Origin of the sequence: Holdemania massiliensis AP2 (genome assembly GCF_000327285.1) — a bacterium.
GTDB lineage: Bacteria > Bacillota_I > Bacilli_A > Erysipelotrichales > Erysipelotrichaceae > Holdemania > Holdemania massiliensis.
In genome coordinates, this window is the sequence record NZ_HE998567.1 from 1,077,210 (window position 1) to 1,100,310 (window position 23,101).

Consider the following 23,101-nt stretch of genomic DNA (forward strand, 5'->3'; position numbering starts at 1 on the left):
CACAGCTTGGGGGATCCGGATGCTTTGCACAGCGAGCTGACTTTGGCGCTGGGGGCGTTAAAACCGGTGCATTTGTTCAGCCGGGAACATCAGAAGCTGGATCGTTTGATCCCGATCAGCCTCGGTTTTCCTGAACCGGAAACCTCACGCTGGATTCAGATGGACGCGCTGCAGGTGACGCGGCTGCTTCCGCGTTTATTTGACAATGATTATAAAAACAGCACAGGCCGGCTGACCGTCATCGCCGGCAGCGCGTGGATGGCGGGAGCGGCCCAATTTAATCTGGAAGCGGCCCAGGCGATGGGCTGCGGAATGATCCGCGCGGTTGTGGATCCGCAGATTTATCCCATTCTGCAAGCGGCCTGTCCGCATGTGGTCTTCCATTCGGCAACTCAGTCCGAAGCCGACTTTCTGGCTCTATTAAGACAATCCGAAGCCGTCGCTTTGGGCAGCGGCTGCGATCATCTTGAAAAGCTTGACGCCTTATTGGAAATCGTGCTGAAAAACAGCTCAGTTCCCGTCATTCTGGATGCCGCGGCGCTGCGCAGTCTGGCTCAACACCCGCAATGGCTGAGTCAGCCGCATAGTGAGATCATTTTAACGCCGCATGTCGGAGAATTCAGCGCGCTGTGCGGCCGCAGCATCGAAGAAATTCAGGCGGACCGGATTCGCTGTGCTGAGGAATACGCGGTTTCGCATTCCGTAACCTTGGTCTTAAAAGGCGCGGACACGCTGATCGTTTCCCCGCAGGGTCTGCGCTGCGTCAATAAAACCGGCAATCCCAGCTTGGCCAAAGCGGGATCCGGGGATTTGTTGACCGGCATGATCGCAGCGCTGGCAGCCCGCGGATTAACCCCGATGGATGCCGCCTGCTGTGGGGTCTGGCTGCATGGCAAGGCCGCGGACAAAGCGATTGAAAAAAACGCCCTGTACACCATCCATCACAGGGAAATTCTGGCAGGGCTGGACGCGTTTTTGATGGATCATCAAAAGGAGCTGTGGCGTTAATGGAAATCCGCCGGATTACCCGTCAGGATCTGCCGGCCCTGACCGAACTGTTCAAACGCAGCGTTTTTGAAATTGCCGGCCGTGATTATACGCCGGCGCAATGTGCCGCTTGGACTCTAAACGCAGAGAATCCGCAATGGGCCGAGCGTTTTCTGTCCACCTGGACCATCGGGGCTTTTATTGCCGATCAGCTGGCCGGCTTTGCCAATCTTAAAAGTCCGACCCAGCTGGATTGTTTCTATGTCCATCCCGATTTTCAGCGGCAGGGCGTCGGTTCCGCCCTGTTCAAGGCTGTGAGCGAGCAGGCGCAAAAGGCGAAAGCCGCTTTTTTGGAAAGTGATATTTCATTAACTGCCGAACCCTTTTTCCGCGCTCAGGGCTGGATGGCTCTGCATCGCAACAAGATCCAGCGTGAGGATCAGATTCTGATCAATACAACGATGCGCTTCACTTTTCCCAGGATGGAAAATACCGCTGTCTTTTAATAAGCCTGCGGAATATGCTTTATTTCATTCTACCCGTTTCAGGGATCGTGCGCTGTCCGGGTATTGTGATTAGCGAATCATTTCCCTGATCGAACCGGATTTACAGCGGGGACAGAACATTTTTTATCTTGCCAACAAGGTCGTCATACAGTGGCAATCCCGCAGAAGCAACCGAAACTCTGCGCATTCGCAAAGACACGGTTCTGCATCGAATGGCTTTAGCACTTTCGAATACCGACAGTTTCAGATCAAGCTGATTCTTAAAATCATAGGATAGGGTTGAGCCAAATTAATTTATAATTTTCTTCATTCTTTATCAAAGCTTTCTATCCGAGCAACTTCAATTAGAAGCTCAAACCGCAAAAAACAAAGAGGAATGTCCTGGCCAAGCACCATGTTGTCAGCCGGATTATTCCTCTTTTTCTGTTTATCTCGATTTTTTGGTTATGAAATAAGTCGCGGATGATTTTTCTGACAAATCAGAAATGATCGTTGTTTATTCCGCTTCGCTTTCCCTTTCCTCTTCCGGATCCAGGACGCTGAGATGATCGGTGTACTGATCAAACCACTGCGTCATTTCTTTCAGTCGGCGAATGCGGTGGATCGGCTTGCCGGAACGGCTCAGTTCATGATTTTCCCCATGGAACAAACAGATCCGGGAATCCACGTTATGCAGCTTGAGGGCCTGGAACATCTGTAAGCCTTCCGCCATCCAGCAGCGGTAATCCTGGTCGGAATGAATGAACAACGTCGGCGTTTTCGCCTGATCCGCATATTTTAACGGAGAGAAGCTCCACATCTTTTCCGGATTATCCCATGGGGTGGAATCCATTTGACTCATATTGTGATAGTAGCCGATATCCGTTGTCAGGGACTTGGAAAACCAGTTGGAAATCGAACGCTGACTGGCCGCGCAGGCAAAGCGGTCGGTATGTCCGATGATCCAGTTTGTCATAAATCCGCCGTAGCTGCCACCGGTAACCGCTACCCGCTTGGCATCGATCATCGGATAGGCTGCAAGCACCCGATCCGTAAAGGTCATAATATCGGAATAATCAATGGTTCCATATTTTCCCCGCAGATCCATGAAAGCATTGCCCCGGCCGTCTGAACCGCGCGGATTGCAGAAGAAGACAAAATATCCCTGCGAAGCCCAATACTGCATCTCATGCATAAAGATTTCACCATAAGCCGCCTTCGGTCCGCCATGGATATCTAATACCGCCGGATAGGTCTTTGTTTCATCAAAATCAATCGGCTTCAATACCCAGCCGTCAATCCGCACGCCGTCATTAATAAAGCTTAGCTTTTCCGGCTTCGCCACATACTTTCCCGCCAAAGCCGCGTCATTGCTATGTGTCAGCTGAATCTCAGCGCCGGCCTTCAGCTCATACAGCTCCTGCAGCCGCATATCGCGCATCGCACCGATGACAACCCGGCCAGCCTGCACGTCAAAGAAATCAACTGAACCTTCTGCCGTGGTTAATGCCCGGCGCTGTCCCTGAGCGTCAAATACGGTCAGTTCAGAATGATTATCCCAAGTTAAAAGCGTCCAGATCTCACCATTGACAATTTTCCAGCTGCGGCCGCCGTACAGTTTAGCATCGCTTCCGACGGAACTGCCCCAGGACAGATCCTCACCGTTGAGCAGCTTCATTTCGCCGCTATTGCAGTCGAGGGTATACAGCTTCGCATTTTCGCTGGAACCCCAGGTCTGATAGTCGGTAGCGGTCAGGGCTAACAGATGATCGTTCAGCCAACCAAGATGGCCGAAGTTCCACTTTCCAGACGGCACCAACGTCGTCCGCTGACCGCTGTTTCGATCCACAATATACAAAACCGAAGTCTGGCTGTTGACGCTGTCGAATTCCGGACCGGCAATCGCAATCTTGGTTTGATCCGGGCTGATCTCCAGATGTCTTACATCCATGAATTTGGGTGACAAAATCTGGACTGACTCCGTTTGCGGCTTGACCAGAACTGCCCAAGTCCGTTTTTTATTAATAAAACCGCGGCCGTTAAACCAATACGGCAGCTCGTCTAAAACCTCATAATCTTTTTCTTCTTCCCGCTGAGCCAGAGCCTTATCCAACGCCTTGCCTTCCAGTCCCTCGAGGGGAAGCTCATTGAGATCCTTGGATACCAGCGCTGCCAGCGTTTCCCCATCAACCTTTTTCAGCGCCGACACTTTCCAGGGCAGGGTGAAGGCTTTCTGAGCTTCCCCACCGTTCAGACTCAGGCGGTAAAACGTCGTCTGCGCTTTTCCCTTTTTCGCCGCTTCGGCATCCTCGCCGGACCGGTCGGCGGGAAATAGGATATGATTCTGATCCTCAAACAGGAAGTTGCGCTCAGAATGACTGGATGTCAGAAAATAACTGCGTCCGCTGTCAAAGCTGTAGCAGGCCAGATCATGCTCATAGCCAGTACCTTCCGGATTGCTTCGGCTCTGCACGTAAACACAGGACTTTCCATCGTCGGACAACGCCGCTTCCGACAGATACTGATACGTTTTAAACGTATCGATTTGAATAGGTTTTGCCATATTTACTCTCCCCCTTGACTTCAATAAGAGTCCCTTGCTTTTATTTTACCGCCGCATTGGCGCAGCGTCAATTTGGTTGTGATCCTTCTTTCTTTTCCATTTTCAAATGAATGTCCTGCTGCGGATACGGAATCCCGATACCCGCTTCATCCAGCGCTTCCTTCACCGCCAGCCGCAGGCCTCGTTCTACTTCCCAATGACGGCACGGCAAGGTACGGCAGACTACCGTAATATTGACAGAAGAATCAGCCAGATCGGTAATCCCTTGAATTTTCGGCTGTTCAACCAGAATATCCTTCACTTCTTCGGCATAGGCCTTGACGGCCTGATCCAGAACTTCCATAACCTGCCGCGTATCCGCTTCATACGGCGTGCCGACTGTGATTTTTGCCAGCGAATCCGTTCGCGAATAATTGATCACCCGGCCGATCGATCCATTGGGAATGATGATCTGCTGACCGGCAAAGTTTTTCAGATAGGTCACACGCATGGCGGTTGCCGTCACCGTCCCTTCAACATCATCCAGCTTAACATAATCGCCAACGGAAAACTGTTTTTCAAACATCATGAAAAAACCGGTGACCACATCTTTAATCAGACTCTGCGCCCCGATGCCTAAAGCCAGCGAGCCGATCCCAGCCGATAACAACAGATTGTTGATCGCGTTGCCAAAGCCCAGCTGCGCCAGAATCATCAGCGCGCAGATGCCGTAAACGATATAGCGGAATGTGCTGCGGGTCATCGTCATCATCGTCTGTACGCGGCGGGCCTGCATTTCCGGCATATCCTCGGATTTTTTGATCTGTCTGGCCGTCATTCTTGAAATCAGATCCAGCACCAGCTTGCCGCCTAAAATGACAAGCAAAATCCCAACGCCTTTCCAAAACAAAAGGCCGCTGTTCTCTGCGAGCGTGCTTAGAAAACCATTGAAATACTCAGTGATCGTTTTACCTAGAATACCAGTCATGAATATCCCCCTATCATGTGGATAAGTTTAACGAAATTCGCCGGCTTATTCAATCCTTCTTCATTGAATTGAAAGATTTCTGATCCTTCTCAGGCAAAATCCTTGTTTTCTTTTGTTTTTTGCGCCTATAATGAAACCAGAATCAAGGTAAGGAGGATTCGTTATGGCAACAGTGATTACAAAGGATAATTTCGATCAGGAGGTCATGGGCTCTCAGCTGCCCGTCATCCTGGATTTTCAGGCACCTTGGTGCATGTACTGCCGGCGCTTAGCCCCGGTCATCGCCAAGCTGGAAAAAGAGCTGGAAGGAAAGGTGCGGATTGGAACGGTCGACATTGATGAACAGCCGGAGCTGGAGGAACGCTTCGATATCAGCACCATTCCATCCCTGATCTTGTTTCAGGCAGGAAAAAACGGTTCAACCTTAGTCAATCCGCCTTCCCGCGGTGCGATTATGAATTGGTTGAAAGAGCAGGGAATTTAATATGGAACATGTTCAAGTCGCTGTTTTAGGCGGAGGTCCGGCCGGTTATACCGCGGCCTTGTACTGCGCGCGGGCCGGTTTCCGCACAGTTATTTTAGAAAAGCTGTCGGCGGGTGGACAGATGGCCACAACTTCTCAGATCGACAATTATCCAGGGTTTGACGAAGGCGTCGACGGCTTCGAGCTGGGGATGAAAATGCAGGCTCAGGCAGAACGATTCGGGGCTGAATCGTTTCTGGAAGAAGTGATTTCCGTCGATTTGAATGCCGTTCCGAAAAAAATCGTAACTGACAGCCGAGAATTAACAGCGGACGCGGTCATTCTGGCTACCGGAGCTTCTGCACGGAAGTTGGGTGTGGCGGAAGAAGATTCGCTTGTCGGACGGGGTGTGGCTTATTGCGCAACCTGTGACGGAATGTTTTACAAAGGCAAAACCGTGGCGGTCATCGGCGGAGGCAACACCGCGGCGGCGGACGCGCTGTTTCTATCAAGAATTTGTGAAAAGGTGATTTTGATCCACCGCCGCGATACGCTGCGGGCCGATCGGGTTTATCTCAATCCGCTGCAGAGCTGCGATAACCTGGAATTCATTTGGAACAGTACGGTGGATGCGATTCTGCATGAGCAGAAGGTCACCGGTCTGCGGCTGCGTGACCAATTCAGCGGCGAACTGCAGGAAATTGCCTGCGACGGCGTCTTTGTCGCAGTCGGCCAGCTGCCCAACACAGCCTTATTTGAAGGTCAGCTGACATTAGAACATGGATACATTGCGGCGGATGAAACGACACGAACTTCGGTGCCGGGGGTTTTCGCAGTGGGCGATGTGCGGACCAAAGCGCTGCGGCAGGTCATTACGGCGGCCAGCGACGGCGCCGTTGCCAGTCACTACGTTGAAGAATACCTCGCTTCCTTGTAAGCTTCTGGATTGCATTAACTCAATCAAAAGGCTGCGGTTTCCCGCGGCCTTTTTTATGAAAGATCAAAACTGATTCACCTCCGGTGAAGGCAAGCTGCCTCAAAATCTGTCTAAAATTACGACACAAAGCGCAAACTGCTCATAGGCAAAAATCCTTTCTTCGGTTATTCTAAGATCAGAAAGCAAGGGATAGGAAATGTCACTAGACGCTAAGCTGAAACAATCCTTGTTGGAAACCGCCGCCCGTCATCGGCTGCGCCGCGGCAAATCCGGCCGGCAGACAGCCCGTAATCTTGTCGATTTAGCCTGCACGCTGAAAAAAAAGGATCTGCCTGAATATGACCGATCCCAAATCAGTGAAGAATGTTTTAGCCTCTTGAAAAAAACCAGCATTGAAGACACGACAAACTGGCTGATCCAACGGATTTAGCCTTTTTCTTAGCTTAAAACTGCCCCTGCAAGCGCAGGCTTGCCATCTTCTCACTGTCGTTGGCTAATTTACGGATGCGCAGGGATAAGGACTTCGGGCTTTCCTTCATTCCACAGCGAACCCAGTCGCGGATAATGCCGCACATGCCGTAGCTGTAAAAACGGGAATACAGCTTGACATCGTCTTCCTTCAGCCGCAGACTGCCGTCCAGACGCCGAATCGCTTCTTCAAAAAGCGTGCAGGTTATTTGAAACAGATAGTCCTCAAAACACTGCGGGGAAGCGCTGATCGTATTTTCATAGAAGATCTGATTCTCCCGCATCATTTCAAGCAGCTTTTCCATATGTTCGTGCCAGTTGTCAAACGTGACGTCGCTGGCTAAGTAAACAAAACCTTCCTGATAATAAATCCAGTCCAGCAATTCATATTTATCCTGAAAATGATAATAAAATGTCTGACGATTCAGTCCGCATTGCTCCGTGATATCCCGTACTGATATTTTATTAAAGTCTTTGTGATGACATAATTCTTTTAAGCCTTCCGCAATCGCTTTTTTTGTCAGATCTGCCATATCTTGCCTCCTGGATTCGGCTTGCTTGAAACCTACCGCTAATCGCTTATTCGTTAAGATCATTGTAAGCTATTTTCGCAAAAAGGAAAAGCAGGAAGCCTTCCACAGACTCATAATTAAGATCATCGTTCCAAGAATTTATTTCACGCTTTTATTACTCGAAGAGTTTATGTCATAGGCGGGCAATAAAAATGAGGATGTCGACGATGCGTGAGATTATAGGCATGACTCATCCCCTGCCGATACTTTTATTCAATCAGCTGGATACAGCAAATTAAAACCGGTCTCTTCTTTTCATCAAACCGCCAATCTGACAGAGTATAAATAGAATTATCCATTCGCAAAGATACAGCGGCCAAAACCGCACGGCCTCTGTTGCGGAAAAAAGAAATGGGGATAAAATAAAGGAAGTTATCGATAAACCCGGCAGAAAGTAAAGCTGGCAGCTCACACCCAGAATATTCAGCCACATATGCCCGACAGCAAACTCCTGGAATAACAGAAGCAGCAGCATAAACAAGCCAAACACACACATCAGAAAAGATTGAATAAAAAGATTTCGATGTTCGTCAAACAGCCGATAAGCCAAACGGTACCACAAGAAATACAGGATTGTGCTGATCGGCAGCAGCATCCACCCGGTGATCGGTAAAAGCATGAACAGGCTCAGTCCTTTCCCAATGACCAGCGGAAGGACTCCGGCAAAGCCTAACTGAGTTGTTTTTTTCATTGTTCTGCCCTCTTTGTTTTCATTTTATCATAGTCGGATCTGATCGCCAAATCGCAGTTTGGACAAAATAAAAACGGCATAGCATCTAAGCCATGCCGCTTCAGCATTCTTTTTGAGTTGTTGATCAGCCTTAACGTGCCAGCCAGCCGCCATCCACTGGGATCGTTGCGCCGCAGATATAATCAGAAGCTTCACTGGCTAAGAAAACCACCGGTCCCTGCAGAACGGAAGGATCTCCCCAATAGCCGATCGGCAGCCGGTCGAGAACTTCCTTGTTGCGAACTGGATCGTCCTGCATGGCCTGCGTCAGCGGAGTCTTCATATAACCCGGAGCAATCGCGTTGACGTTGATGCCCTGACTTGACAATTCGTTGGCCATTTCTTTGGTCAGCCCCATGATCGCTGACTTGCTCGCAGTATAAGCCGGAACAAGAATTCCGCCGGTAAAGGAAAGCATGCTTGCAATATTGATAATCTTGCCGCGGGTTCCCTGCTTCACCATCTGGTTCGCCGCACTCTGCGAAAGCAGGAAAACTTGTTTCAGATTCAAATTCAGCGTGTAGTCCCAATCCGCCTCGGCATATTCCAAAAACGGAGCACGGCGGTTGACCCCGGCATTGTTCAGCAGAATATCCAGATGACCGTAAACCGCGACGACTTCCGCAACGATTTCATCGGTCAAAGCTTTAGTTGGCTTAGACAAATCGGCCTTCATATAATGATAACGGCGGCCTAGTTTTTCAATCGCCTCACGAATTCCGGTGTCATCGCCATGGCCGATATTGAAAATATCCGCGCCGTTTTCCGCCAGTCCGACGCACATTGCATAACCCAAACCGCGGTTGGCTCCTGTGACCAGAGCCACCTTGCCTTCCAGCAAGCCTTCTTTATAAATCATGTTCATCCTCCTTCACTCATCTGTTCTAACAATAGCACAAAAATCAGCTTTTGTATCATTCATTTATTTTTTCACAACTTTATTGAAGCTGTTCGTACAGCACCTTTCGCACTGCCCCCGGTGCCTGGAGCATCATCACAAATAAAGCTTCTATCCGATTCGCTAATCCAGCGATCTCCAAATCCAAACCAAAGATTGTCGGATTCTTCAAAATTGACCGAACCCCGTCAAGCTGCGGATCACGCTGACCTAACTGAATCCCTGCCAAGTGTTCTCGGAGCTGATCCAACAAAGGATCGGGGCTAATCGGCATCGGCTGACCTTGATCATCCACCCCCAACAGATAGCGTAACCATCCAGCGTACACCAATGGAATCGCTTTTAAATCAGACAGCGGCCGGCCCTCGTTCAGATAGGCCTTGACCGTTTCGCCAAACCGGACGCCCAGTTTCTGCGAGGTATCTGTCGCAATCCGCTGCGGCGTATCCGGCATAAACGGATTCGGAATCCGCAGCGTCAGTACTTCGTCCAAAAACTGCCGCGGTGAGAGAATCTTGGGATCGGTGACCACTGGCAAGCCTTCAATCCGGCCAATTCGATTGGCCAGCTGATTTAAATCAATATCCTGCATCTCATCACTGATCTTGGTAAATCCCAGCAGACAGCCGAACACCGCTAACCCGGTATGGACAGGATTCAGGCAGGTGGACACCTTCATGCGTTCCACCTTTTCAACGGTCTGCCGATCCGCAAACATCACGCCGGCTTTTTCTAACGGCGGCCGGCCGTTTGGAAAGCGATCCTCAATCACAAGATATTCGCATTCTTCAGCGTTGACAAACGGCGCGATGTAGGTGTGCTTGGAGGTTATGATTGGTTCTGCCTGTTCCAGTCCATCCTGCCGCAGCCTTTCCTCAATCGTCGGATCAGGCCGCGGTGTAATCTTATCGATCATCGTCCATGGGAAACTGACGCGCTGTTCATCCTGCACATAATCCAGAAAGCCCGGCTCTACCTGACCCGATCTGACCCAGCCTTCGGCCAGCGTCACCATCGCTTTTTTCAATTTTTCACCATTGTGCGAACAGTTATCCATGCTGACCATCGCGATCGGCAGCGCCCCGTTTTGGTAACGGCAGTAAAGCAGCGCGGCGACCCGTCCAATATAGCTGCGGGTAGCCTGCGGCTGACGGTTAAATTCAGCAATGATCTCCGGCAGGATTTCTCCGTTTTCATCACTGACACGATAGCCTTTTTCCGTGATCGTAAAGCTGGCCATCTGCAGGCTGGGCTGCTGAAACAAATGCGATAACACCGTGAAATCCGAACTGTCCGGATTCAGCTTCAAGGCCGCGGCCAGGCTGCCGATAACGGTTTTTTCCACGCTGCCTGAGGCTTTCAGCGTGACCAGGATATTCAGCTCATCGTGCGGCTTAAGCATCTTGTCAACAATCTCATCATCATAGCCCTCCGCCGCGATCAGACCTTCCGCTGCAAGTCCCGCATTCAACAACTTCTGCATCAGCATCATCGGATAAGCCCGAAAGAGATTGCCGGCGCCAAAATGAATCCAGCGAGGAGTCTTCAAAGTTGCCTGACGCAGGGACTCACGATCAAACTCCGGCAGCGCATAGCCCTGCTTCAGCCAGACCTGACGGTCTTTCAGCCCTTCATCAGTTAATCGCATCTGTGTTTCGCCTCACTTTTAACAATCGCTTCCCACAGACCGTTGAGATAAGTTGCGCCTAAAGCCCGGTCGTACAGTCCATAACCCGGCATCGCCTTTTCATCCCAGATCATCCGGCCATGATCCGGCCGAATCGGGCCGTCAAAGTCGATATCGTACAAAGCCTTCATGATCTCATACATATCAAAGCTGCCGTCGCTGGACAGATGCGCGCTTTCCTCAAAATCATCCGGTGAATTGAATTTCAGATTGCGGACATGCGCAAAGTGAATCCGGCCTTTGAGCGATCGGATCATGTGCGGCAGATCATTTTCCAGGTTTGTCCCGTAAGACCCGGAACAGAACGTCACGCCGTTATGCGGATTATCGACCATGTTCATCATGCGCTGAATGTTGCTTTCGTTGATGATGATCCGCGGCAGACCGAAAACGCTCCAGGCTGGATCATCCGGATGAATCGCCATATTGATATTGTACCGATCACAAACCGGCATGATCGCTTCCAAAAAGATTCTGAGATTTTCAAACAGCTGTTCTTCATCAATACTGCGGTACAGCTCAAACAGCTCCTGAATCCGCGCCATCCGCTCCGGTTCCCAACCCGGCAGAATAAAGCCGTTGGTATCCGCGCCGATCGAGGCAAACATTTTTTCCGGATTCAGTGCGTCGACGGCTTTTTGGGTATACGCCAAAACCGTTGACCCATCAGCCCGCTGACGTGCCAGTTCAGTTCTTGTCCAGTCAAATACCGGCATAAAATTATAACAAACCATGTGAATATCGGCTTCGCCAAGATTCTTTAATGTCTGGATATAGTGATCGATCATTTCATCGCGCTCAGCGGTTCCGGCCTTGATCGCATCGTGCACATTGACGCTTTCAATACCGCTGACGCGCAGTCCAGAAGCCTCAACCTCCTGCTTCATCGCCGCAATTCTTTCCGGCGTCCAGATTTCACCTGGCAGCGTATCATAGAGCGTAGTGATGACGCCGCTGACGCCTGGAATCTGACGGATTTGTTTTAATGTGACTGAATCATAACCGGTGCCATACCACCGTAATGTCATTTCCATAGATCTTATTCCTCCTTCTTTATAAAAGAAAAGGGACGGCTTGTCCCTTTGTTTGCAGACTATTCAGCCGGCGTACTGTTCAAGATCTTCAATCGCCTTACGGATCAAGGCCTGCGTCACCGGATATGGAACATGATTTAGTTCCTGATTCTTTTCCGCCATTTCCAGCACATCGCACAGCGGATCCTCGATCGTCAGCTCCAGATCAGCCAAACAAACCGGCAGACCGATCTGACGATGGAAGGCGTAGGCTTTTTTCAGCATATCCATCTGGCCGTCCATCATCAGCTGAACCAGCGTGCCGTAAGAAACGACCTCGCCATGCAGATGCTTTTTCTCGATATGCTCGCGAACCGTCAGTCCATAGAACAGCGCATGCGCCAATGCCGAATTGTAATCCGGATGCACCAACAGCGATACACTGCCGGTAGAAATCAGAATGTTCTGGATGATCTGTTCCAGATCATCGCTGACTTCCTGCTTCTTCGCGGACTGCAGGGCGCTGGCACCATGGGCAATCACCGGCTCAAAGCACATCGCACTGATCGTTCGACCTAATTCACTGGCATAATCGAGCTGATCATTTCGGGCTGAGAACGTACATTCCACATGCTTCGCCATCGTATCACCGATCCCGGCCCACAAGTATTGGATCGGGGCTTCGGCAATCACTGAGGTGGGAATCAGGCAGTGCACCGGAGCGGATTTCAGCTTCGGAATATCCTTAAACGAACCGTCAGCGTTATAGAGGATGCTGATCTTGGTGACCGCGGCACAGGTCGAAGCAATCGTCGCAATCGTAACAACTGGTTTATCCAGCTGATCGCCGACAAGCTTAACCGTATCCAGGCATTTGCCGCCGCCGATGCCAACCAAGACATCCGCACGCTGAACATCCTCGTCCTGAGTCAGTTTGGCCACATTCTCATACGTCGCTTCATGGCCATAAACGACTTCTTTGACGACTTCCAATGAACCCAATGCTGGAATCAACAAGGCTTTGCATGCGGCATAAGCTTTTTCACCATGAATCAGTGCCACCTTGCGGCCATACGGCAAAACGACATGTTCAAGATCCTTTAGCGCATCCGCGCCGATCGTGTAGCGTGGAAGGGTCACCTTTTTCATGTTATTTGCCTAAGACTTCACGAACGTAAGCTTCCAGCTCAGCATTCTGGCAGCCGGCAAAGAAGCAGTCCTGGAAACGCTGAGTCAGGGCTTCCTTCACCATGTTCTGATCCAAAGCCTTTAAGCCTTCCAGAACCGGCTTGCCTACAGCAGCCTTGACTTCATTCAACAGTGCTGCATTGCGGTTCTGCGATTCTTTGCGGCCTGGTTCATTCGGATAACCCATGCCCTTCGGAGAACCAAAGGCTTTCTCAAAAATCGTGTGAATGTTCAGTTCACCGCCCCAGCCGAAGCCTTTGGCATATGGAATCGACAGTGCGTTGCCATTGTTGATCTGCAAGAACAGATACGCATCCGATGGTTCGATGCAGTAGCCGCAGACAACACCCGGATAGGCATTCAGCGACATCAGCGCACCCTGGCCTGTGCCGCAGCCGGTGACGACGAAATCCACTGCGCCGCTGTTGAGCAGCAGGCAGGCTTGAATGCCCAGATGCAGATAAGTTAAGCGCGGATTTTCTTCCGTATACGCTTCCGGAACATCCTTGTCCAGCAGCGGTTTTGCCATCGCGGTGTTATAGACGGTATGGCCCATCGGTTCGACGACGTCTTTCAGCTGTTCCAGAATAATCGTGTTCTTTGGAGCCTGGCTGAATTCATTCATTAATGCAATTTTCATGTGTGTGTTTCTCCTTTTCTTCTTTTTAACAGGAACATTGGTTTTCCTGTTCCTGTCTATAAAAGTATCATAAACGATTCGTGCGGGATTATCAATCCTCGTCATTTTAATGTGGTAAATTGTCGTTTATCCAACTGTCAAAACGAAGGATCCAAAATCCTTATTTCCATGAACGATCAAACACCTCCCCAGCTGGAATTTCCTGCTACAATACCGATACCGGACAGTACTAAGACTGGCGATTCATTGAATCAGCTCATCGCTCAGGCAAAGAATGATCCCAGACTGGACATCGAGATAAAATTGCTGCAAAACTTGAAAATTCTTATCTGGTTATGCGGGCTCCTTCTCCTTTTTAATCTCGATGGCCGTGCTCTTATCTCCCCTGACAACAAGCAGGTCGATTTCTTTCTTATCCATATCCCGATAGATAAAACAAATCTACTGGCTTGCCGGCATTGTAATAACTCTTAACAATTTCCGTTACAGCATAGGTTGCAAAGAAGGCGCCATCCATCGCTCCATTCGCCAAAGTTTCAGCATTGGGCCACCGGCATAAATACGCTGCCAGACCTGTGTCCATAAAATAAACTTTCAAAGTTTTAACCAACTGTTTAGAAATATTGGAAGAATAGGGCCGCAAAATAGAAATTACCCCTGACCGTTCTAAAATTGATATCTAAGACTTGGCGGTTGGCAAGGAAACGCCGATCGTCTTGGCGAATATACATACCAGCACTTTCTTTCGATAATTTCTAAGACTAACTTTACTTTACCCAAAAATTCTAAGCAAATCAAATATGGAAAATCGAGTTGGAGTCTGTTCAGCATCCTTTATGATTCGTCAAGATCCTATAATCCAGCGCAAATTTAAACTCAATTCCAGTGTTCATTTTTCCCTTTCATTCCATTTACATATGAAAAGAAGTGCTCATTGACACTTCTTTTCATGCTTCATCTAAATTTTCCCCATTCGATGCAATTACTTTTTTATACCAAAAATAGCTCTTTTTTGGTAATCTTTCGAATGTTCCATGACCATAGTCATCACAGTCTACATAAATAAATCCATATCGCTTTGAAAATTCAGAAGTAGTTTGGGAAACAATATCCGCATAAGACCAGGTAAAGAATCCAAAGACATCAACACCATCTTTGATAGATTCTTTAAGCTGCAGAATATGTTCCTTTAAATAATCGATCCGATAGTCATCTTTAACTGTACCATCCACCTCCACTTTATCATAAGCGCCCAGACCACATTCAGAAACAAGGACAGGCAGATGATAGCGATCATAGATTTGATGCAATGCGATTCTCAATCCAATCGGATCAATCGCCCATTCCCATTTACTGAACTTTAAATATTCATTTTTATATTTACTGGTGAGATCTGTCGTATGAAGCTTTAATCCAGTTTCTTCATAATTGCATAAGACTGAACAATAATAGCTAAAAGTAAAGAAATCAATCGTTCCTTTTCTCAGGGCTTCCAGATCATTGCACATTATTGGCAGTTTGATCTTTGCTTCACTAAAAAAGCGATTCATATAATAAGGAAATGTTCCCCATACCTGAGTATCAGTCAGCCAGTTATCCATTGCGATATCGAACTGCTGCTGTAAATTATCCTCAGGTTTTGTGGTAGCGGGATAATAAACGGATTTAGACAACATATTGCCAAATAATAATGTTTTATCAATCTTTCTTCCTTCGTCTATGACCAAAGCACTGGCTAATAATTGATGATAAGCGCACTGAAATTTCAGCTGCATCTCACTTAATTCAGTGTTGTCAATCATCGCACCGCAGCATGGGTAAGGAGCGTGAAACACCATATTGCATTCGTTAAAGATAATCCAGTATTTTACTTTAGAATGGAAGCGCTCTAATAAAGTCTTTGCAAGCTTCACGAACAGGAATACCGTTTCTCTTGATTCAAAACCATTCAGTTTTGTTGTGATTTCAATTGGAAAATCATAATGAGACATTGTAACGACTGGCTCTATACCCTGTTTTTTACATTCATCAAAGACCTGGTCATAAAATGCCAAACCTTCTTCATTCGGTATTTTTTCAAATCCGGTTGGATAAATTCTAGCCCATGAAATTGACATTCTGAACGCCTTTAATCCCATCTCTGCCATGAGTTTGATATCTTCTTTATATCGATGATAAAAATCATTTCCCCGCCGTTTAGGAAAATTATACTTTTCAGGATGTGTTCTATATTCTTCCAGTTGCTTTTTGGTTACCGAGAAAGTTGTTTCTCCCGCGGCACGATCTGAGACCTCAACATATTTTACAAAATCTGTGGTTTCTAATCCTTTGCCCCCCTCATTCCAAGCTCCTTCAATTTGATTAGAGGCAGAAGAAGATCCCCATAAGAAATTCTTAGGAAACACATTTTCATTCATGTTTATTTTTACCCCCTTCCAATTTTTCTTCCTCTTTTAATGTCGTCACTTCATACGCTTTAAAGAATGGATACCAGATTACAAAGTCAATAGCGATTAAAACTATACAGAGAATAGCACCTTTAATTCCCCCTAAAATAAACGAAGGCAGCGGATAAGGCAGAAACCATAATGCCGATGAAACCACAGGTGCAGCCAACAGGCCTAAATGAATAGAAAGATAGGCCAAGGAATAATTAACAAATGTACATAACCATGGAGCTGGCATAAGCAGGGGATTCCATGCGATATTGCCATACATAACAGGTTCATTGATATTTAACAATGTCGGAATAGCATAAACCTTACCTAATAATTTCAAACGTTTGGATTTAGAAAAAATGAAATATACAATCAATGGCAAAGTCGCGCCAACGCCACCGAACAGAACATAAGCGAAATCAAAACCATAAGTGAACACATACGGAAGTGTAGCACCCGCTGCTGCAGCTGCCATATTCGCCTGCAAAGCCGCATTGCTTATCGGAATAATAATTCCATCAAAGATCCAGCAGCTGATCCCTAACGTATAAACAAATACCTGCAGCATCAACATAATCAAACCACCCCAATAACTTGCGGTCAAATTCATCAATGGATTAAACAGGGACAAAATCGCATCAAACAAGCTGAATCCACAAGCATAAATAATTATAGTGCCTACTAAGAAAATGATAAAAATAGGAATAATGCAGTTAAACCATTCCTTACAAAACTCAGGCAGCGGCGAATCTTCACCGATCAATTTGATCTTGGCAGCCAAATTAAATATAACGACAACAAATAAACCGATGATCATTGAAACAAGCATCCCCTGAGCGCCAAAACGATCAAAATTATAGAGAAAACCCGATTCAACCGCTTCCGGCTTTAACGCCATCATAAATAAACCCAATCCGGTAATTCCTGCCACAACATTTCTGGAATCTCGTTTACTGTCTAAAATATAATAAGGAATCAGATAAGCCGTCATCATCCCGACCAAGCCAAATGAATAATTGCTGATCGGTGATAAGTCCGGCAGTCCGGAAATAAAGCTTTGAACAATCCCATAGATTGTTACAACACTGGATACTAAGATCATAGGAATAATCTTAATTACGGCTTTCTGGATTCCGCTGACATAGGCGTTGGAAGAAAACTTTTGCGCTGACGGTACAAACTTTTCACTTATAAATTTTTTTACTCCTTCTAGCATCATTGACTCTCCTTTTTCTCCTCAAATAAATTCAGGGCTTCTTTAAATACAGCCTCTCCATCTAACATTGCATAATTTTCCCGGTCAATAATTTTGACTACGACCGGTAAATTCTTCTCCGCAATATATTTTTCAATACTTGGCAGATTATAGGCAAGATGCGGTCCAAGCATAAGCACATCGTAATTTTCAATGCAATTGAAAATATCCGGGTCTCCGATCGCTTTAATTGCGGATTCCAGTCCCTTTTTCTTTGCATATTTTTTCATTGACTGAGCAATCAATCCGCTGGAGCATCCAGCTCCGCAGGCTAACAAAATTTTTATCATTTTAACTTTCCTCTTTAATCCTGTTCTCCAAGACTTCTAACCGCTTATTATAATTTTCAAATATTTCAATAAATCTGGTTGTAAGATTGATTTCTGTGTTGATTGTCATTAATGTATCCTGAGCATGTGCAAACAACATTGAATAGGTATCAGCTTTCTTTTCCATCGAAGCTTGAAGACAAGCTGTATGGACTCTGTGAGCTTCCACAATCATTCGTTTAGCCTCTGTTAACCTCATTTTTGCAGATTCAACATTTCCTTCGCTGACTAATTCCAATGCTCTGAAGCATTCTTCTCTTGCATCACCCGCCTTTAATAATATTTCCATAGAACTTTGAGCTAACTGATCTTCCATAACAATACCTCACTTTCATTCAATCGATTGATTATCTATATTCTGCTCTATTGGCAGATTTCTTTCATCTGTCTTTTTTCCCATAGACAGTGAAAATTTTAAGCCATAACTTTTTTCATCCTGTATCAGTGAAAAAATAAGATTTACAGAATTCACCAATAATTGGTGAAAGAACCTATTAGACAATGAAATATAAATCTTATATGATGGTAACAGGTAAAAATATATGAAAATAAGTACAAATAAACTCATGGACTATCTCAAAGAGAATAGTCCTTGTACAAGCAATCAACTTGCAAAAATTTTTAACGTTTCTTCACGAACCATTAAAAATTATATTAAATCCATTAATACAGAGCATCCCGATTCTGTTCTTTCATCACGCAATGGATATTCAATCAATGAAAAAGTAATTATTTCTGATAAACAGGATGAACTTGTTCCTCAGACCTCCAATGAAAGAGTTTCATATATTTTAAATGAATTGTTAAATCTTGAATCAAATTCTTTTCTTAGTCTTTACGATATTTGTGACATGCTCTATATCAGTTATTCAACTTTAAAAACAGAACTGTCCAAAGTAAAGATTAAGATTAATGATTGCGGTCTTGAGTTAGAAACAAAAAAAGATGCAATTCGACTGATTGGAAATGAAACGAACAAACGAAAATTGATCAACAATATGATGGTTGAGGAATCTTCTGCCAATTTTGTAGATTATTATACAATCCAAACTAAATTTCCGGATATTGATATTTTTTTCATCCGCGATGTCTTCATTGAAAGTTTAAATAATTCAGGTTATTTCATCAATGACATCTCACTGACTGATCTGGTACTTCATACCGCTATTGCAATTGACAGGATCATGAATAATTATTCGGAAGTGTTAATCAAACAGAATAATCCAAGAATCAGTGCTCATGTATATAATATTGCGAAAAAAGCAGGAAAACAATTTTCAGATTATTTCAATATTGAATACACAGACGTCGAAATTTATGAATCAGCCTTATTGATCATGTCAAGGTCAACTCCGGTTAACTATTCACAGTTAACTGACACAAATGTCAGCAAGTATATAAAAGAGAAATATCTTAGCCTTTCACAAGAAATCCTTGAAGAACTTGATAACAGCTATGGTTTGAGAATTCAAGATGAAAAAGCACTACATTGCTTTGCATTGCATCTTCAGAGTTTGTTCATCCGTTCTAGCAATAATCGTCTTAATAAAAATCCGCTAACTGTTACAATTAAAACAACATGTCCCTTCTTCTTTGATGCCGCTGTTCATATTTCGTCATTAATTAAGAAAAAAACAGGTGTTGCTATTACCGATGATGAAATTGCTTATATTGCTATTCATATTGGCTTCATGATGGATAAAAATAAAAAAGCTGAGAATAAAATAGCTACCGTTTTATATTGTCCTAGGTATTACGATGCCATTGGGAAGCTAATCGAATCATTAAACAAGCAATATCAGGAAGAAATAGCACTGATTCAGGTTGCAACTGCTGAAGATCAAATTGGTTCATTTTCTGATGTTGATCTGATTATATCCATACTTCCTATCAAACGTCCAATAAATATTTGCCATGTTCAGATCAGTATGTTCCTGACAAACGTGGACAAAAGCAAGCTTCAACAGGCTTTAGAAACTATCCAAGTTCAAAAACAAAAACTTGCCTTTGAAAAAACAATAAGAGCGCTGTGTCCACCATCTTTATTCCAGATTAAAGAATCATTTCCTTCCCCTTATAAATGCATCAGCTTCATGTGCAGCGAATTGATAAATAAAGGTTTTGGTAATGCTAATATCCTCGGTGAAATTTTGGAAAGAGAAGCCCTGTCTTCGACTGCATTTGGTTCTTTCGCCATTCCGCACAGTCCCATGATGCAGGCTGTGCAAACCACAATTTCTATCGTTATTACCCGCAAAGCCATTACTTGGAGTAAACATCCTGTAAAACTTGTTATTATGATGTGTTTCAGCAAACAGGATAGAAGTTCTTTTCAATCAATTTATGAAATGATCAGTTCAGTTCTCATTGAACCCGATAAAGTTGATGCCCTTATAAAATGCAATGATTATGAAAATTTCATCCAGATGTTTATAAGTTTGATCTAAGCTATATCATTATAAAGGTTAAGGTTATTATTTCAACGTCTTAACGTCAACTGAATAAACTGCTTTCGATACCTTCATTACATAACAAGAGATCACACCGTTTTTATTATTTGAAATTTTATACTTTGATTCGCATGCCGATTATTTTTTTAGGCAGTATCAGCGAACTTCTTTTGACGTTATCCTTGGTAGGCCGCGGCATGCCGCCGATTTACAATTTTTATGCCGTTCTTGCGATCATTTATTTCTTGAGCTGGCTACTTTTGTTTTGGAACACCCTTTTTGTAAAAGCTAAGACTAAACAAGCCTTTGTAGCCAAGTGGATCCTTACAATTCTAAATTGGTCTGTTTATACTGTAATTACGAAAGATTCCCATCTCTGGATCATCTATAACGCGCTTGATATTTTTTCTATTCCTGCTTATTTGCGTTATTTTAAAATAACAGACATTCAATAAAATATTTAAATACAATCTTGGCAATCCTTCTCCCTTGATGATTGGGGATTGCCTTTTATTTTTCTCTTTATCCTTGAATTTTGATCTTATAATAAGCTTCTTCAAGACAAACACTGAAATCGAGAAACAGAAAAACGGACACTCTTTTTCAGAATGTCCGCCAATTTGATCCTGGGAGGATTTATTCGTTGCCTGTCGAAACAGACTCACCATAGAAATACTGATTATTGGAGCCGATCACTCTGATGTACTCCTTCACAAACTGCTTTACGGCAGCTTCGGCCGTCATGCACAGTTCCAGATAATCGGCATTCGGTTTTGCTTCCAGCTTTTCCAGCATGGCATTTTTTGCGGCATGGAAAGCATCGGTGCAGACGTTGATCTTATTGATGCCGCCTGCCACGGCCTTGCGGATATTTTCTTCGCCGCTGCCGCTGCCACCGTGCAGAACCAACGGCATATCCAATGCCTTTTTCAGTTCAGCCAGACGTTCAAAGTTCAGCACTGGGACATAACCCTTCGGATAATCGCCATGGGCCGTTCCGATCGCCACCGCCAGAGCATCACAGCCAGTATCCTTTACGAACTGCTTTGCTTCTTCGACATTGGTATACAGATCAACCTTACTGTTGTCGCCATCAGCTGCCTGACCGACGTGTCCCAGCTCTGCTTCGACACAGATTCCATGCGGATGAGCTAAGGCGCAGACCACTGAAGTCCGCTTGACGTTTTCTTCATAAGGATAGGAAGAAGCGTCAATCATCAGACTGGTGAAGCCGTTATGAATGGCCGTAACCATATCTTCCAGCTTTCCGCCGTGATCCAGGTTTAAGGCAACCGGGATGCTGGCACGTTCAGCCAGTTCTTTCACTAACGGAACGATTTCCGTCAGATGCGCATGCTTGCCGATCTGGCCTGGGCCCATCTGAACGATAATCGGGGAATGTTCTTCCTCGGCGGCGCTGATCACAGCGCGGGCCATTTCCATATTGATGCTGTTGACTGCCATCACCGCGTAATTATGCTGATGCGCGTGCTGCAGGATATCCTTCATCGAAACTAACATATGACTCCTTCTTTCTTTCCTTCTATAATCTTGCTGAATGGTTTAGCGATTTAAGCTCAGGTTTACAGATTGATGTCCAGGTCGACGATTTCTTCTTCCTCTTCCTGACCTTCTTCACTTGGCTTTTTGATTGCTGAATAGATGACGCCGGTCGCAACCGAGCCCACGATCAGCGCAATGACTGCCCACATCCAGTTGGTCATCATCGGGAAGACGAAGATTCCGCCGTGTCCGGCAACCGATTCAACACCCATGGCAACGGCAATGCCGCCGGCCAGCGCTGAACCGATCATGGAAGCTGGAATGAAGCGTGCCGGATCGGCCGCAGCAAACGGCAGTACGCCTTCAGTAATGAAGCACAAGCCCATTGGGAACGCCGTTTTCGCTGTTTCTTTTTCTGTCGCTGAGAATTTCTTCGGCGTCAGCAAGGTCGAAACGAAGACTCCGCATGGAGGCGTCATGCCGCCGATGATCTTCGCGGACATTGGGCCATAGATGCCGTCAGCACCCAGCGCATTGGCTGCCATGGAAGCTGTCTTGTTGACCGGGCCGCCCATATCGAAGCCCATGCCAGCGCCGATAACCGCACCGATGATGAATTTGGAACCGCCGTTGAGGCTCATGATCCAGCCCTGCAATGCATTCATCGCAATCGCCATTGGCTTAGCCACAATCGCGAAGAAGGCAACACCGCAGACGAAGGTCGCAATGACTGGAATAATCATAACCGGCATCAGACCAACCATCCACTTCGGAAGTTTCCAGGTCTTCATCCACTGAATGAAATAACCGATCACAAAGGCCATCAGCAAGCCGCCCAAGAAGCCGGCTTTCGACTGGTTTGCCGCATAACCGATAATGAAGCCCGGAACAATGCCTGGACGTTCAGCAATCGAGTAGCACACACCGGCCGTCATGACCGCCACGCCGAAGCTCATCGCATAGTCAGATAATTTGGAAATCATCCACCAGAACTGTTTCCAATCGAAGCAGTTCAGGTTGGTGAAGATGGTAGCGCCCGCTTCCGGAGCGTAGTTGCCGACTTCCCATCCGCCGAAGCCTTTCGCTAAGGCACCCAGGATACCACCGGCCACGATCATCGGAATCATGTACGAGATGCCGGTCATCATGTGTTTTTTAAAGTTCAACTTTTTCATGGATTCATCTACCCCTTTTTATTTTTGGATCTTCTTTTCGATCGTCGCGATCAAGCTCTTTGGATTCTTCATCGCCACGCTGATCGGAATGTCAACGGTCGGCTTGCCGGCGAAACGTTCCATTCCGCCGACGGCGATATCATGAGCGACGATGACAACGTCGGCCGCGGCGATCTCTTCCGCTGTCAGTTTGTTCTGCGCGCCGATCGTCCCCTGCGTTTCGATCTTGCACTGATGGCCTGCCGCCTCGGCTGCATTCTGAATTTTTTCAGCCACGATATAAGTGTGAGCGATGCCTGCAGTACAAGCTGTAATTCCTACAATCTTCATTTGGGTTCACCTCCCATCCGTTT

The 23,101-nt window shown here is 46.2% G+C and carries 23 protein-coding genes; 6 read left to right on the forward strand and 17 right to left on the reverse strand.

All coding sequences use genetic code 11. From position 1 onward, the window contains the following. Both BN162_RS05050 and BN162_RS05055 read left to right on the forward strand, forming a co-directional pair. A partial coding sequence (locus BN162_RS05050) for an NAD(P)H-hydrate dehydratase (RefSeq protein WP_020223999.1) occupies positions 1-1,008 on the forward strand: 1,008 nt, incomplete at its 5' end. Further along, the gene (locus tag BN162_RS05055; protein WP_020224000.1) at positions 1,008-1,493 is read left to right on the forward strand and encodes a GNAT family N-acetyltransferase; all 486 of its coding nucleotides are present in this window, start codon (positions 1,008-1,010) and stop codon (positions 1,491-1,493) included. The genes BN162_RS05050 and BN162_RS05055, both read left to right, overlap by 1 nt. Positions 1,494-1,989: 496 nt before the next feature. Here the strand turns inward: BN162_RS05055 and BN162_RS05060 are convergent, their stop codons facing one another. Together BN162_RS05060 and BN162_RS05065 are read right to left on the reverse strand one after the other, a co-directional pair. Continuing rightward, on the reverse strand, positions 1,990-4,035 hold the full coding sequence (locus BN162_RS05060) for an alpha/beta hydrolase family protein (RefSeq protein WP_020224001.1): 2,046 nt from the start codon (positions 4,033-4,035) through the stop codon (positions 1,990-1,992). A gap of 67 nt (positions 4,036-4,102) precedes the next feature. Continuing rightward, positions 4,103-5,002, reverse strand: coding sequence for a mechanosensitive ion channel family protein (locus BN162_RS05065; RefSeq protein ID WP_020224002.1), 900 nt, complete (start codon positions 5,000-5,002; stop codon positions 4,103-4,105). A gap of 163 nt (positions 5,003-5,165) precedes the next feature. On the opposite strand from BN162_RS05065, the gene BN162_RS05070 reads away from it, so the two are divergent. The 3 genes from BN162_RS05070 (at position 5,166) to BN162_RS05080 (ending at position 6,832) form a co-directional block, all read left to right on the forward strand. Further along, positions 5,166-5,486, forward strand: coding sequence for a thioredoxin family protein (locus BN162_RS05070; RefSeq protein WP_020224003.1), 321 nt, complete (start codon positions 5,166-5,168; stop codon positions 5,484-5,486). 1 nt (position 5,487) lies between these two features. Then, positions 5,488-6,402, forward strand: a complete 915-nt coding sequence (trxB, locus tag BN162_RS05075) for a thioredoxin-disulfide reductase (protein ID WP_020224004.1) — start codon at positions 5,488-5,490, stop codon at positions 6,400-6,402. A gap of 196 nt (positions 6,403-6,598) precedes the next feature. Then, positions 6,599-6,832, forward strand: coding sequence for a hypothetical protein (locus BN162_RS05080; protein WP_020224005.1), 234 nt, complete (start codon positions 6,599-6,601; stop codon positions 6,830-6,832). Between the two features lie 13 nt (positions 6,833-6,845). Here the strand turns inward: BN162_RS05080 and dhaS are convergent, their stop codons facing one another. The 12 genes from dhaS to BN162_RS05140 form a co-directional block, all read right to left on the reverse strand. Further along, positions 6,846-7,403 carry a dihydroxyacetone kinase transcriptional activator DhaS gene (gene dhaS / locus BN162_RS05085; protein WP_020224006.1) on the reverse strand — a complete coding sequence of 186 codons (558 nt, stop codon included), beginning with the start codon at positions 7,401-7,403 and terminating at the stop codon, positions 6,846-6,848. Between the two features lie 274 nt (positions 7,404-7,677). Further along, positions 7,678-8,133 carry a hypothetical protein gene (locus tag BN162_RS05090; RefSeq protein WP_020224007.1) on the reverse strand — a complete coding sequence of 152 codons (456 nt, stop codon included), beginning with the start codon at positions 8,131-8,133 and terminating at the stop codon, positions 7,678-7,680. Positions 8,134-8,263: 130 nt separating this feature from the next. Beyond that, positions 8,264-9,031 (reverse strand): 2-dehydro-3-deoxy-D-gluconate 5-dehydrogenase KduD, encoded by a 768-nt coding sequence (kduD, locus tag BN162_RS05095; protein WP_020224008.1) that lies wholly within the window; start codon positions 9,029-9,031, stop codon positions 8,264-8,266. Positions 9,032-9,110: 79 nt separating this feature from the next. Continuing rightward, positions 9,111-10,718, reverse strand: a complete 1,608-nt coding sequence (locus BN162_RS05100) for a mannitol dehydrogenase family protein (protein WP_020224009.1) — start codon at positions 10,716-10,718, stop codon at positions 9,111-9,113. Next, the gene (gene uxuA, locus BN162_RS05105) at positions 10,709-11,791 is read right to left on the reverse strand and encodes a mannonate dehydratase (protein WP_020224010.1); all 1,083 of its coding nucleotides are present in this window, start codon (positions 11,789-11,791) and stop codon (positions 10,709-10,711) included. The genes BN162_RS05100 and uxuA overlap by 10 nt, the downstream gene beginning before the upstream one ends. 63 nt (positions 11,792-11,854) lie before the next feature. Further along, positions 11,855-12,919 carry an iron-containing alcohol dehydrogenase family protein gene (locus BN162_RS05110; RefSeq protein ID WP_020224011.1) on the reverse strand — a complete coding sequence of 355 codons (1,065 nt, stop codon included), beginning with the start codon at positions 12,917-12,919 and terminating at the stop codon, positions 11,855-11,857. A 1-nt stretch (position 12,920) separates the two neighbouring features. Further along, positions 12,921-13,598 (reverse strand): RpiB/LacA/LacB family sugar-phosphate isomerase, encoded by a 678-nt coding sequence (locus BN162_RS05115; RefSeq protein WP_020224012.1) that lies wholly within the window; start codon positions 13,596-13,598, stop codon positions 12,921-12,923. 412 nt (positions 13,599-14,010) lie between these two features. Then, positions 14,011-14,277, reverse strand: coding sequence for a DUF4143 domain-containing protein (locus BN162_RS18285; RefSeq protein ID WP_081587823.1), 267 nt, complete (start codon positions 14,275-14,277; stop codon positions 14,011-14,013). Between the two features lie 268 nt (positions 14,278-14,545). Further along, positions 14,546-16,015 (reverse strand): glycoside hydrolase family 1 protein, encoded by a 1,470-nt coding sequence (locus BN162_RS05125; protein WP_020224014.1) that lies wholly within the window; start codon positions 16,013-16,015, stop codon positions 14,546-14,548. Further along, the gene (locus BN162_RS05130) at positions 16,008-17,255 is read right to left on the reverse strand and encodes a PTS transporter subunit EIIC (RefSeq protein WP_040451152.1); all 1,248 of its coding nucleotides are present in this window, start codon (positions 17,253-17,255) and stop codon (positions 16,008-16,010) included. Before BN162_RS05130 ends, BN162_RS05125 begins: the two co-directional genes overlap by 8 nt. Next, entirely contained in the window at positions 17,252-17,581 is a 330-nt protein-coding gene (locus BN162_RS05135; RefSeq protein WP_020224016.1) for a PTS sugar transporter subunit IIB, read from the reverse strand. The genes BN162_RS05130 and BN162_RS05135 overlap by 4 nt, the downstream gene beginning before the upstream one ends. Position 17,582: 1 nt before the next feature. Beyond that, entirely contained in the window at positions 17,583-17,936 is a 354-nt protein-coding gene (locus tag BN162_RS05140) for a PTS sugar transporter subunit IIA (protein WP_020224017.1), read from the reverse strand. A gap of 226 nt (positions 17,937-18,162) precedes the next feature. Here BN162_RS05140 and BN162_RS05145 point away from each other — a divergent pair, with 226 nt between their 5' ends. Then, the gene (locus BN162_RS05145; protein ID WP_020224018.1) at positions 18,163-20,067 is read left to right on the forward strand and encodes a BglG family transcription antiterminator; all 1,905 of its coding nucleotides are present in this window, start codon (positions 18,163-18,165) and stop codon (positions 20,065-20,067) included. 639 nt (positions 20,068-20,706) lie between these two features. Here the strand turns inward: BN162_RS05145 and BN162_RS05155 are convergent. From BN162_RS05155 to BN162_RS05165, 3 genes are all read right to left on the reverse strand, one after another. Next, entirely contained in the window at positions 20,707-21,591 is an 885-nt protein-coding gene (locus tag BN162_RS05155; protein ID WP_020224020.1) for a class II fructose-bisphosphate aldolase, read from the reverse strand. 62 nt (positions 21,592-21,653) lie between these two features. Then, complete coding sequence (locus BN162_RS05160) at positions 21,654-22,748, reverse strand: PTS fructose transporter subunit IIC (RefSeq protein ID WP_020224021.1); 1,095 nt, start codon at positions 22,746-22,748, stop codon at positions 21,654-21,656. 18 nt (positions 22,749-22,766) lie between these two features. Next, complete coding sequence (locus BN162_RS05165) at positions 22,767-23,078, reverse strand: PTS fructose transporter subunit IIB (RefSeq protein WP_020224022.1); 312 nt, start codon at positions 23,076-23,078, stop codon at positions 22,767-22,769. Between the last annotated feature and the right edge of the window lie 23 nt (positions 23,079-23,101).